The organism is Burkholderia sp. YHN3-13, assembly GCF_055810675.1.
The window spans coordinates 325595-338051 of sequence record NZ_JBVVNQ010000006.1; the positions used below are offsets into that span (position 1 = coordinate 325595).

13 protein-coding genes and 1 pseudogene are annotated in these 12457 nt (G+C 68.0%); 9 read left to right on the top strand and 5 right to left on the bottom strand.

The window, feature by feature from the left end; all coding sequences use genetic code 11:
* The first annotated feature begins 173 nt into the window (after window positions 1-173).
* Entirely contained in the window at window positions 174-1058 is an 885-nt protein-coding gene (lpxL, locus tag AC0KUR_RS17240) for a lauroyl acyltransferase LpxL (RefSeq protein ID WP_034190258.1), read from the top strand.
* A 30-nt stretch (window positions 1059-1088) separates the two neighbouring features.
* On the opposite strand, the pseudogene AC0KUR_RS17245 reads toward lpxL, so the two are convergent.
* A pseudogene (locus AC0KUR_RS17245) lies at window positions 1089-1389 on the bottom strand (HigA family addiction module antitoxin).
* 13 nt (window positions 1390-1402) lie between these two features.
* Window positions 1403-1564: a hypothetical protein gene (locus tag AC0KUR_RS17250; protein WP_473376214.1), complete on the bottom strand. Its 162-nt coding sequence runs from the start codon at window positions 1562-1564 to the stop codon at window positions 1403-1405.
* A 265-nt stretch (window positions 1565-1829) separates the two neighbouring features.
* Here AC0KUR_RS17250 and dapF point away from each other — a divergent pair, with 265 nt between their 5' ends.
* The 8 genes from dapF (at window position 1830) to hslU (ending at window position 9997) form a co-directional block, all read left to right on the top strand.
* Window positions 1830-2699, top strand: a complete 870-nt coding sequence (dapF, locus tag AC0KUR_RS17255) for a diaminopimelate epimerase (protein ID WP_034190256.1) — start codon at window positions 1830-1832, stop codon at window positions 2697-2699.
* Between the two features lie 37 nt (window positions 2700-2736).
* Window positions 2737-3462 (top strand): DUF484 family protein, encoded by a 726-nt coding sequence (locus AC0KUR_RS17260; protein WP_034190255.1) that lies wholly within the window; start codon window positions 2737-2739, stop codon window positions 3460-3462.
* A gap of 13 nt (window positions 3463-3475) precedes the next feature.
* Complete coding sequence (gene xerC / locus AC0KUR_RS17265; protein WP_034190254.1) at window positions 3476-4396, top strand: tyrosine recombinase XerC; 921 nt, start codon at window positions 3476-3478, stop codon at window positions 4394-4396.
* A gap of 76 nt (window positions 4397-4472) precedes the next feature.
* Entirely contained in the window at window positions 4473-5687 is a 1215-nt protein-coding gene (locus tag AC0KUR_RS17270) for a class I SAM-dependent rRNA methyltransferase (RefSeq protein WP_049035196.1), read from the top strand.
* A gap of 197 nt (window positions 5688-5884) precedes the next feature.
* Window positions 5885-6958, top strand: a complete 1074-nt coding sequence (locus AC0KUR_RS17275) for a CobW family GTP-binding protein (protein WP_473376215.1) — start codon at window positions 5885-5887, stop codon at window positions 6956-6958.
* Window positions 6959-7454: 496 nt separating this feature from the next.
* A complete protein-coding gene (gene dksA, locus AC0KUR_RS17280) occupies window positions 7455-7871 on the top strand; it encodes an RNA polymerase-binding protein DksA (RefSeq protein ID WP_006477498.1) in 417 nt (138 codons plus the stop codon).
* A 235-nt stretch (window positions 7872-8106) separates the two neighbouring features.
* The gene (gene hslV / locus AC0KUR_RS17285) at window positions 8107-8643 is read left to right on the top strand and encodes an ATP-dependent protease subunit HslV (protein WP_006477497.1); all 537 of its coding nucleotides are present in this window, start codon (window positions 8107-8109) and stop codon (window positions 8641-8643) included.
* A 10-nt stretch (window positions 8644-8653) separates the two neighbouring features.
* Window positions 8654-9997: an ATP-dependent protease ATPase subunit HslU gene (hslU, locus tag AC0KUR_RS17290; protein ID WP_034190252.1), complete on the top strand. Its 1344-nt coding sequence runs from the start codon at window positions 8654-8656 to the stop codon at window positions 9995-9997.
* 65 nt (window positions 9998-10062) lie between these two features.
* Here hslU and AC0KUR_RS17295 read toward each other — a convergent pair whose 3' ends face one another.
* The 3 genes from AC0KUR_RS17295 to AC0KUR_RS17305 form a co-directional block, all read right to left on the bottom strand.
* On the bottom strand, window positions 10063-10605 hold the full coding sequence (locus AC0KUR_RS17295; RefSeq protein WP_021156278.1) for a response regulator transcription factor: 543 nt from the start codon (window positions 10603-10605) through the stop codon (window positions 10063-10065).
* A gap of 13 nt (window positions 10606-10618) precedes the next feature.
* Window positions 10619-12040, bottom strand: a complete 1422-nt coding sequence (locus AC0KUR_RS17300) for an ATP-binding protein (RefSeq protein WP_473376216.1) — start codon at window positions 12038-12040, stop codon at window positions 10619-10621.
* Window positions 12041-12130: 90 nt separating this feature from the next.
* Window positions 12131-12355 (bottom strand): cysteine-rich CWC family protein, encoded by a 225-nt coding sequence (locus AC0KUR_RS17305; protein WP_034190250.1) that lies wholly within the window; start codon window positions 12353-12355, stop codon window positions 12131-12133.
* Window positions 12356-12457: the final 102 nt, after the last annotated feature.

Consider the following 12457-nt stretch of genomic DNA (forward strand, 5'->3'; position numbering starts at 1 on the left):
GCAGTGCGTGTGGCACCAGCCGGCTTCGCCCCGCAAGTTGTCAGTTAACTCGGCGAAGCCCGTATTATAGCGGCTTTCCTGAATTGTCACAGAGCGCCGCCCGTGCTGCATCTTCCGCTGTCTTACCACCCTGTTCTCGACATGCCGGCCAGCCGGTCCCTCGGAGGTTTCGCATGCTAGGTCGTCTAGCCACGCACCTCGCCATCGGCTTGCTGAAACTGCTCGCCCTGCTGCCGTACGGCCTGACCGCACGGTTCGGCGATGGTCTCGGCTGGCTGCTGTACCAGATCCCCAGCCGGCGAAAGCGCATCGTACACACCAATCTGAAACTCTGCTTCCCGGACTGGAGCGACGCGCGGCGCGAGGAAGTGGCGGGCCAGCATTTCCGCCATGCGATCCGCAGCTACGTCGAGCGCAGCGTGCAGTGGTTCGGCTCGGAGAAAAAGCTCGCGAAGCTGATCCAGGTCGACAGCGCGGTCGATCTCGACGATCCCGACCTGCCGCCGACGCTGTTCCTCGGCCTGCACTTCGTCGGCATCGAGGCCGGTTCGATCTGGCTGAATCGTTCGCTGCACCGCCGCTGCGGGTCGCTGTACCAGCCGTTCTCGAATGCGGTGCTCGAGGAAGCGGCGAAGAAGGCGCGCGGGCGCTTCGACGCCGAGATGGTCGGCCGCGCGGACAGCGCGCGCGTCGTGCTGCGCTGGCTGCGCGACCGCAAGCCCGTGATGCTCGGCGCCGACATGGACTACGGGCTGCGCAACTCGACGTTCGTGCCGTTCTTCGGCGTGCCGGCCTGCACGCTGACGGCCGTCGGCCGGCTCGCGAAGACGGGCCGCGCGCAGGTCGTGCCGTTCATCGGCGAGGTGCTGCCGAACTACAAGGGCTACCGTCTGAAGGTATTCAAGCCGTGGGATCACTACCCGACCGGCGACGACGATCTCGACGCGCGGCGGATGAACGCATTCCTCGAGGAGCAGATCCCGCTGATGCCGGAGCAGTATTACTGGGTCCACAAGCGCTTCAAGACGCGCCCGCCCGGCGAGCCGAGCCTGTACTGACCTTGCCGCGCGAAACCCGCGGGCGCGCCGTCACGTGCGCGCCTGCGCTCTCGCCACCTTCGGCGCGCCCTTCGCGCGCGCCCGCCACGGATCGTAGGCCGACTGCTGCGCGAGCCACAGATCGGCCCGCCCCTCGCCGTCCTCACCGAGCCACGCTTCGAGACGCAGCGTGGCTCGGCGAGATGCCCGCATGGCCGTGCAGGATGCGCGACAGTGCGGCTCGCGTCACACCCAGCTGCGACGCGGCCTCGGTGACGCTCAGGCCCAGCGCCGGCAGCACGTCGTCACGCAGCGTTTCGCCCGGATGGGGCGGATTGAAGATGCGGGTCATGGCTTGAATCACCTCAGTGATGGTTCTGGTCGTTGACCAGCACGGCATCGGCGCCTTCGAACCGGAACGTCAGCCGCCAGCTGCCGTTGACGCTGACCGCGGAATATCCGATTTGACCGGTACGAAAACGCGCGTCCTGATCGCGCCGTACCTTCGCCGCGCGGCGGGCACGCATCGCCAGCGCCGCTTTCGCCGCGACGGCGCCCGCCGTATCCCGACAATTTGCCTGCCCGTCACCTGCCCGACCAGTCGACCAGTCGACCGATCGACCGATACCGCCCGCCGGCGCGACGCGAAGCGCCGCCCCCGCGCGGGACGCCCCAGTCGGCTGCATGTATCATTTGCGGTTGAGATCTGCACGACGAACGACACCGCCCGGCCCGGCCGCCGGCCGTTCATGCCGTGCCGACCGCCTTGTTCGTCATGGAATTCCGGACCCAGTGAAACTCTCGTTCACCAAGATGCACGGCGCGGGCAACGACTTCGTCGTGCTCGACGGCTATTCGCGCGCGTTGCCGCCGCTCACCGACGCGCAGGTGCGCGCACTCGCCAACCGTCATTTCGGCATCGGCGCCGACCAGTTGCTGCTGGTCGAGAAACCGACCGTCGACGGCGCGGATTTCAAGTACCGGATCTTCAATTGCGACGGCGGCGAAGTCGAACACTGCGGCAACGGCGCGCGCTGCTTCGTGAAGTTCGTCAGCGACCGCGGCCTGACCGACAAGCGCAGCGTGCGCGTGCAGGTCATGAAGGGCCTGATCACGCTGACGCTGCAGGACAACGGCGAAGTCGTCGTCGACATGGGTGCGCCCGTGTTCGCGCCGGCGCAGGTGCCGTTCGATGCAGCGGGCCTCGACGGCCGCCGCGAAGGCCGCGACACGCTGTGGCCGCTCGACGTCGGCGGTGCGACGCGCTGGATCTCGACGGTGTCGATGGGCAATCCGCACGCGGTGCAGGTCGTCGACGATACCGACGCGTATCCGGTGCTGGAAGAAGGCCCGCTGATCGAACGCCATGCCCGTTTCCCGCAGCGCGTGAACGCCGGCTTCATGCAGATCGTGTCGCGCAACGAAGTGAAGCTGCGCGTGTACGAACGCGGCGCGGGCGAGACGCTCGCGTGCGGCACCGGCGCATGCGCGGCGGTCGCGGCCGGCATCCGGCGCGGCCTGCTCGATTCGCCCGTGACCGTGCACACGCACGGCGGCACGCTGACGATCGGCTGGGACGGCGCGCGCGACGAAGCCGCCGCGCTGATGATGGCCGGCCCCGCCGCGACCGTGTTCGAAGGCGAAATCGACCTGAACGCCTGACCCTGCAACGTCCTTGATAACTGAACGCGCCAGCCACATGAACGATCGCGAAGTCGCCGACTACCTGCTCGCCAATCCCGAATTCTTCGCGCAGCACGCCGAACTGCTCGCGACGATCCGTCTCGCGAACCCGCACGGCAAGGCCGCGATCTCGCTGCAGGAGCGGCAGATGGAGATGCTGCGCGACAAGAACAAGCATCTTGAGCGCCGGCTGGCCGAACTCGTGCGCTACGGCCACGAGAACGACAGCCTGTCCGCGAAGTTCAGCCGCTGGACCGCGCGCGTGATCGCGGAACGCGATCCGTACGCGCTGCCGCGCACGATCGCCGACGGCATCGCCGACGTGTTCGACGTGCCGCAGACGGCGCTGCGCGTGTGGGACGTCGCCGACACCTACGCGCAGGCCGACTTCGCCCGCCAGGTCGGCGAGGAAGTGCGCCTGTTCACGAACGGGCTGTCGACGCCGTACTGCGGCGCGAACACGGGCTTCGAAGCGGCGCAGTGGCTCGCGCCCGCGGTCGCCGCGCCGGCCGCGCATGCAGCGGAAGGCGCCGAAGCCGCGCCGGCCGGTGACGGCGCGGCCACCTCGGTCGCGCTGCTCGCGCTGCGCACGCCGCTCGCCGGCACCGATGCGCCCGCGTTCGGCCTGCTCGTGCTCGGCTCGCCCGATCCGCGCCGCTTCCACGACGGGATGGCCACCGACTTCCTCGCGCAGATCGCGACGCTCGCGAGCGCCGCGCTCACGCGCCTGCTGCCGCACTGATCCGCCGCCCGCGATGACCGACGACCCGATCGCCGCCTACCTGTCGAACCTGAAACACGTCAGGCAGCTGTCGGAACACACGCTGCGCGCGTACACGCACGAACTCGACGAACTGAAGAAGCTCGCGGCCGGCCGGCCGCTCGACGCGCTGACGGCCGCCGACATGCGCGGCGCGGTCGCGCGCGCGCATGCGGGCGGGCTGTCCGCGCGGTCGATCTCGCACCGGCTGTCCGCCTGGCGCGCGTTCTACCGCTGGCTCGCGCAGCGCGTCGAGATGCCCGCGAATCCGGTTGCCGCGGTACGCGCGCCGAAACGCCCGAAGACCTTGCCGAAGGCGCTGTCGGTCGACGACGCGTCCGCGCTGATGGACGCGCCGCTCGCCGGCACGACCGAAGGCATCCGCGATCACGCGATCCTCGAGCTGTTCTATTCGTCGGGGCTGCGCCTCGCCGAACTGATCGGGCTCGACGTGATGTATACACAGGCCGACGGCTATCGTTCGACGGGATGGCTCGATCTCGCCGAAGCCGAAGTCACCGTGCGCGGCAAGGGCAACAAGGAACGCAAGGTGCCGGTCGGCCGCAAGGCGATCGACGCGCTGAACGCGTGGCTCGCGGTGCGCGGCGAATTCGTCAGGCACGACCCGCACCCGCTGTTCGTGTCCGTGCGCGGCAACCGGATGTCGCCGGGCGTCGTGCGCGAGCGCGTGAAGCGCGCGGCGCTCGCCGCAGGCATCCCCGCCAACGTCCATCCGCACGTGCTGCGCCACTCGTTCGCGACGCACGTGCTGCAGTCGAGCGGCGACCTGCGCGCGGTGCAGGAACTGCTCGGCCACGCGAGCGTCGCCGCGACGCAGGTCTATACGTCGCTCGACTTCCAGCATCTCGCGAAGATTTACGACAGCGCGCATCCGCGCGCGAAGAAGCGCGACTGACGCCCTTCCCGTGCTACCCGCCGCGCACGGCGACCGATAACGGTCGGCTTCCGTCGCGGCCCATTTCGATCTCATCATGCAAACCGTCACCCTCAAGCCGTCCAAGGAAAAATCGCTGCTGCGCCGCCATCCGTGGATCTATGCGAATGCGATCGACCGCGTCGACGGCAAGCCCGCGCCCGGCGCGACCGTGCTCGTGCGCGCGCACGACGGCCGCTTCCTCGCGCGCGGCGCGTACAGCCCGCAGTCGCAGATCCGCGTGCGCGTGTGGAGCTTCGACGAGCACGAGCCGATCGACCACGCCTTCTTCAAGCGCCGCGTGCAGCGCGCGGTCGCGCACCGCACGACGATGGTGTCGGGCACCGGCGCGGTGCGGCTCGTGTTCGGCGAGGCCGACGGGCTGCCGGGGCTGATCGTCGACTACTACGTCGCGGACACCGCCGAAGCCGGCGCCGCGCCGCGCGGCCAGCTCGTCTGCCAGTTCATGGCGGCCGGCGTCGAAGCGTGGAAGGACGCGATCGTCGCGGCGCTCACCGGCGCGACGGGTTGCCCGAACGTGTACGAGCGCTCGGACGTGTCGATCCGCGACAAGGAAGGGCTCGAGCAGACGACCGGCGTGCTGGCCGGCGATGCGCCGCCCGCGACGCTGATCTCGAACGAAAACGGCGTGCGCTATCACGTCGACGTGCCGAACGGCCACAAGACGGGCTTCTACGTCGACCAGCGCGACAACCGCGCGCTCGTCGCGCAGTACGCGGCCGGCCGCGACGTGCTGAACTGCTTCTGCTACACCGGCGGGTTCTCGCTCGCGGCGCTCAAGGGCGGCGCGACGCGCGTCGTGTCGATCGACTCGTCGGGCGATGCGCTCGCGCTCGCGCAGCAGAACGTCGTCGCCAACGGCTTCGACGCCGAACGCGCGACCTGGCTCGACGCCGACGCGTTCAAGACGTTGCGCCGCCTCGTCGACGAAGGCGAGCGTTTCGACCTGATCGTGCTCGATCCGCCGAAGTTCGCGCCGACCCGCGACAGCGTCGATCGCGCGGCGCGCGCGTACAAGGACATCAACCTGAGCGGCTTCAAGCTGCTGCGTCCGGGCGGCCTGCTGTTCACGTACTCGTGCTCGGGCGCGATCGACATGGACCTGTTCCAGAAGATCGTCGCGGGCGCGGCCGCCGACGCGAAGGTCGACGCGCGCATCCTGAAGCGGCTCGGCGCGGGCGTCGACCACCCGCTGCTCGCCGCGTTCCCGGAAGGCGAATATCTGAAGGGCCTGCTGTTGCAAATCGTCTGATCGCCCCGATCTAGACGCACACCCGCGTCCGCCGGCCCTCCGCGCCTGGCGGACCAGCGCTCGCCCCTGTCGTTCGGACGACGGGCGCGGGCTTGACAGGTATGTTTCAATGGATGGTTGTGCGCCCCGGCTCGCAGCGCGAGGGCGCGACGCACATCCTGGTTTTGACCCCGATTCACGAACCACAGGCGACCGACATGGCCACTCCCGTCACCATCCTCACCGGCTTCCTCGGCAGCGGCAAGACGACCCTGCTCAAGCGCATCCTGAACGAACAGCACGGCATGAAGATCGCCGTGATCGAGAACGAATTCGGCGAAGAGAACATCGACAACGAAATCCTCGTGCAGGATTCGAACGAGCAGATCATCCAGATGAGCAACGGCTGCATCTGCTGCACGATCCGCGGCGACCTCGCCCGCGCGCTCGGTGATCTCGCCGCGAAGAAGCGCGAAGGCAAGCTCGACTTCGACCGCATCGTGATCGAGACGACCGGCCTCGCGAACCCGGGCCCCGTCGCGCAAACCTTCTTCATCGACAGCGAAATCGCCGACGACTTCCTGCTCGACGCGGTCATCACGCTCGTCGACGCGAAGCACGCGAACGCGCAGCTCGACGAGCACGAAGTGGTGCAGCGCCAGGTCGGTTTCGCCGACCGCCTGTTCATCACGAAGTCGGACCTCGTCGACGATCAGACCGTCGCCGGCCTCAAGCACCGCCTGATGCACATGAACCCGAAGGCCGCGATCAAGGTCGTGAATTTCGGCGAAGCCGACATCAAGGAGATCTTCGACCTGCGCGGCTTCAACCTGAACGCGAAACTCGAGATCGACCCCGACTTCCTCGCCGAAGACGACCACGCGCATCACCACCACGATCACGACCATGAGCACGATCACGCCGGTTGCGATCACGATCACGGCCAATGCGCGCACGATCACGGCCACCACCATCACCACCACGCGCACCACGACGACAAGATCAAGTCGTTCGTGTACCGCAACGACCGCCCGTTCGATCCGAACAAGCTGGAAGACTTCCTCGGCGGCATCCTGCAGATCTACGGCGAGCGGATGCTGCGCTACAAGGGCGTGCTGTACATGAAGGGCGTCGACCGCAAGGTCGTGTTCCAGGGCGTGCACCAGATGATGGGCAGCGACCTCGCCGCGAAGTGGCTGCCGGTCGAGAAGAAGACCAACAAGATGGTGTTCATCGGCGTCGACCTGCCGCAGGACCTGATCACCGACGGCCTCGACGCCTGCCTCGCCTGACGCGCGCGGGCACCGCCGCGCACGGTGTCGCCCGGCCGCCTTTCCCGGTGGCCGAGGCGCCCGCGCGGCGCACTTTCCGGGCAGGGTTTCGCCGTCATCGCTTTTTCGCGATTTGCGCGTTATATTTTCTAGATATTGGCGCAGCCGACGGGGATCGACCCGATACGGCGCCCGCTTGCGATTCAGTTACAATACGTGCCCGCTGGAGTACGGCAACAAACAGGCCCGGTTCTTGCTGAACCAGTTTTCCGGGCATCGCAACCGCGCCGGATCGCCAATCCGCCTCCCGGCCGCGGCCGATGCGATGTGCCGCGCAGCACACCGGTTCGCAGCGCGCGCAACTCCGCGCCAGGCCTATCCTGGTATTTGAGAACCGGTTTTCCAGAGGCTTTCGGCCCCGCGGCGGCAAATCGCAAATGAATGCAAACGCGGTTGCGGGTAATCCCAAAGTGCAGGCAATATCTCTTGATTTGCCGCACATTGAAGAAGCAAGCAGATGACGAAGAAACTCTTGACCGAAGCCGAAATCCTGAAGATGAGCGACAAGGATTACATGAATGAGGATCAGCTCGCCTTCTTCAAAAATCGGCTCGAACAGTTGCAGGCGGACATCCTCAAGAATGCAGGCCAGACGACCGAGAACCTGCGCGAAACGGTGATCGTCCCCGATCCCGCCGATCGCGCGACGATCGAGGAAGAGCACGCGCTCGAGCTGCGTACGCGCGATCGCGAACGCAAGCTCCTCAAGAAGGTTCAGCAGTCGCTCGCCCGCATCGATTCCGGCGATTACGGCTGGTGCGAGGAGACCGGCGAGCCGATCGGCATTCCGCGGCTGCTCGCCCGTCCGACCGCCACGCTGTCGCTCGAGGCGCAGGAGCGCCGCGAGTTGCGCCAGAAGCTGTTCGGCGACTGATCGAGCGGCGTTCCGCTCAGACACGCTGCTTCCCGAAAGCGCGCGGCCTGCCGCGCGCTTTTTGTTTTTCCGGCACCGCTTCCCGGTGTGCCGATTTGCCCCCCGCCTCTTGATATCCCGGTGCCCGCCCTAAAATGAAACGGACGCGCGCCGGGCCGCTCCCCGGCGCACTGCGGATTCACGCGGCGGCGCGTCGCGCCGCCCGACTCTTCCCCGTTTTTCTCAAGGAACGCAGATGGAGCAATTTCACGGCACGACCATCGTTTCGGTCCGGCGCGGCGACAAGGTCGCGCTCGGCGGCGACGGCCAGGTAACCCTCGGCAACATCGTCATGAAGGGTGGCGCGCGGAAAGTGCGGCGGATCTACAACAACCAGGTTCTGGTCGGATTCGCGGGCGGCACCGCCGATGCGTTCTCGCTGCTCGACCGCTTCGAGGCGAAGCTCGAGAAGCACCAGGGCAACCTGACCCGTGCGGCCGTCGAACTCGCGAAGGACTGGCGCACCGACCGGATGCTGCGCCGCCTCGAGGCGATGCTGATCACGGCAGACGCCACCACCACGCTCGTGATCACCGGCAACGGCGACGTGCTCGACCCCGAAGGCGGCATCTGCGCGATCGGCTCGGGCGGTGCCTACGCGCAGGCCGCGGCCCGTGCGCTCGTCGAGAACACCGAGCTGTCGCCGCGCGAGATCGTCGAGAAGTCGCTCGGGATCGCCGGCGACATGTGCATCTACACGAACCACAACCGCATCATCGAAACGATCGAGTAAGGACCGCACCATGAGCACCATGACCCCTGCCGAGATCGTCTCGGAACTCGACAAGCACATCATCGGCCAGGCGAAGGCGAAGAAGGCCGTCGCGGTTGCGCTGCGCAACCGCTGGCGCCGCCAGCAGGTGGCCGATCCGCTGCGCCAGGAAATCACGCCGAAGAACATCCTGATGATCGGGCCGACGGGCGTCGGCAAGACCGAAATCGCGCGCCGCCTCGCGAAGCTCGCCGATGCGCCGTTCATCAAGATCGAAGCGACCAAGTTCACCGAAGTCGGCTACGTCGGCCGCGACGTCGACAGCATCGTGCGCGACCTGATCGAGATCTCCGTCAAGCAGACGCGTGAGACCGAGATGCGCAAGGTGCGCAGCAAGGCGACCGACCAGGCGGAAGACCGCATCCTCGACATCCTGCTGCCGCAGCCGCGCGCGGTGGGCTTCGGCGGCAATGCCGAACACGCGAACGACGACAACAACGCGACGCGCCAGACCTTCCGCAAGCGCCTGCGCGAAGGCCAGCTCGACGACAAGGAAGTCGAGCTCGACCTCGAGCAGCCGTCGGCCGGCATGGACATCATGGCGCCGCCGGGCATGGAAGAGATGACCGAGCAGATCCGCTCGATGTTCTCCAACCTCGGCAGCGGCAAGAAGCAGCGCCGCAAGGTGAAGATCAAGGAAGCGCTGAAGCTGCTGACCGACGAGGAAGCGGCGAAGATGCTGAACGAAGAGGAAGTGAAGACGAAGGCCGTGCAGAACGTCGAGCAGAACGGCATCGTGTTCCTCGACGAGATCGACAAGATCACGTCGCGCAACAACGAAGGCAGCGGCGGCGAAGTGTCGCGCCAGGGGGTGCAGCGCGACCTGCTGCCGCTCGTCGAAGGCACGACGGTCAACACGAAGTACGGGATGGTGAAGACCGACCACATCCTGTTCATCGCGAGCGGCGCGTTCCACCTCGCGAAGCCGAGCGACCTGATCCCCGAACTGCAAGGCCGCTTCCCGATCCGCGTCGAGCTCGACTCGCTGTCGGTGAACGACTTCGAAGCGATCCTCGTCGCCACCGACGCGAGCCTCGTCAAGCAGTACCAGGCGCTGCTCGCGACCGAGGACGTGCAGCTCGAATTCGCCGAAGACGGCATTCGCCGCCTCGCGGAGATCGCGTTCGCGGTCAACGAGAAGACCGAGAACATCGGCGCGCGCCGGCTGTACACGGTGATCGAGAAGCTGCTCGAGGAAGTGTCGTTCTCGGCCGGCAACCACGCCGGCGAGCGCGTGACGATCGACGCGAAGTATGTCGATCGCGCACTCGGCGAAGTGTCGCAGGACGAGGACCTGTCGCGCTACGTGCTGTAACGCGCGCGGCACCGGATACGAAACGGGCGGCCCGGCGGGCCGCCCGTTTTCGTTGGTGCGCCCGCTTACTGGCGCACCGGCTTTTTCGCGAGCTTGCGCTGCAGCGTTCGGCGGTGCATGTTCAGCGCGCGTGCGGTCGCCGAGATGTTGTTGTTGTTCTCGGCCAGCACGCGCTGGATGTGCTCCCATTCGAGCCGGTCGACCGACAGCACGACCGGGTTCTCGAGCGCCTCGTCGGCCTGCACCTCGGTCGCGTTGGTCTGCAGCGCGGCCAGGATCGACTCGACGTTCGCCGGCTTCGCGAGGTAGTTGTCGGCGCCTTCCTTCACGGCCTGCACGGCCGTCGCGATGCTCGCGTAGCCGGTCAGCACCAGGATCCGCGCGTCGGGCTGCAGGTCGCACAGCGGCGCGATCAGGCTCAGGCCCGAATCCTCGCCCAGGTGCAGGTCGACGGTGATGAACTGGAACTTGCCGCCGGCGGCGAGCCGCAGCGCCGCCTCCTTGTCGTGCGCCTGCTGGACCGCGTAACCGCGCCGCTCGAGGCCGCGCGCGAGCGTGCCCGCGAACACCTCGTTGTCGTCGATCACCAGGAAATTGTTCTCGCTCATGTGGTTTCTCCGTCTACGTGTTGGTTGAGGCGGCCGGCGCCGCGACGCGCACGACCGGCAGGCGCAGCACGGCCCGCGTGCCGCGCGCGGCGGTCGCGCGGCTGTCCGGCGTGCCGGCCGGCCGTTCGGCTGCCCGTTCGCCCGTGCGCTGGCCCGCGCGTGGTCCCGATGCGGCGGCGGCGTGACCATTGCCCGCACCGCCGGCCCGCCCGTTGCCGCCCGCCGCGCGCGGCGTGACATCGGACAGCTCGATCTCGCCGCCGAGCCGCGCGGCCGCGCTGAACGCGAGATACAGGCCGACCCCATGCCCGCCCTGCGTGCTGTCGACCGGCATCGCGCCGAGCGATTCGCGCAGCGAGGCCGGAATGCCGGGCCCGTCGTCGCATACCTCGAATTCGATCTCGTCGGCCGCGCCGCCATGCGCGACCTTCGCGGCCAGCGTCACGCGCTGCGGGCTCGCGCGCGCGGCGTTGTCGAGCAGGATCGTCAGGATCTGGCCGGCCGCGACCGTGTCGTCGAGCGCGACGCCCGCCGGACGCGCGCCGAGCAGCTCGAATTGCACATGCGGATGCCGCAGGCGCCAGTGCTCGACGAACGTGTCGAGCCAGTCGTCCACCGGCTGGCGGCTCGCCGGCGCGCTCGCGCGGCTGCGCAGGCGCGCGAGCGCCGACGTGCAGAGCGTCATCTGCTCCTCGAGCACCTTCAGGTCGGCCTCGTAGCGCGCGAGCCCCGGATCGGCACGCGCCGCGTCGCGCAGTTCCTCGGCGAGCATCGCGATCGTCGACAGCGGCGTGCCCATCTCGTGCGCGACGGTGGCCGCCTGCACGCCGAGCGCAACGGCCCGCTCGTCGCGCAGCAGATGCTGCTGCGCTTCGCCGAGCGCCGCATCGCGCTGGCGCAGCGCATTCGACATGCGCGCGACGAACCACGCGATCAGCCCGACGCTCACCATGAAGTTCGCCCACATGCCGGTACGGTAGTAGTCGAACAGGTTAGCCGGATTGTCCATGTTGAGCGGCACCGAATCGAAACCGAGCGCCGCGTAGCACGCGACCGCGAACGCCGCGAGCCAGATCATCAGGTGCCACGGCAGCACGGCCGCCGCGATCGCGAGCGACGGCAGGTACAGCGACACGAACGGGTTGGTCGTGCCGCCCGACAGGAACAGCAGCGCGGACAGCGCGCCGAGGTCGACCCACAGCTGGCCGAGCAGCTCGAAATTGGTCTCGGGCCGCGCGCGCAGCACGCGCACCCAGGTCAGCGCATTGAAAACGATCTCGAGCGCGATGACCATCAGCATCGCCGGCAACGGCAGATGCACGCCGAAATAGGTCTGCACGACGCCGATCGTCACGAGCTGGCCGATGATCGCGAGATTGCGAAGCCAGAACAGGTGACTGAGGTTGACGCGCCCGGTAGTGGTGATTCGTTGCATCCGAGCAGTTTACCCGTTTAGCGGGCGGCGCCTCTAGCGGGGCCGGATCGGCGCGCACGGACGGCGCGAACCGCGGCACGGCCGACGCCGTCAGCCGGTCGTGCCGGCCAGCCGCTGCGCGATCTCGTCGGCAAGGCATTCGGGGCAGCGGCAGCGTGCGCCGGCCGCCGGCGGGGCGCCGCCGGGCAGCACCGGCATCGACGCGCACCAGCAGTCGAACGGCTGCGTACGCGCGCCGCAGTCGAAGCCGCGCCCGCAGTGCGGGCAACGCGCGCGGCGCGGGACGGAACGGGCGTCGGCGGCGGAGTCGGTCATGGCGCAATCGCGGAAACGGGCGGAAAGCCGCCCCACGCGACAAGCATAGCGCGGCGCACGGATTTTGCACGCCGGCCGCCCGGCCGACGTCCGCCGCCAACC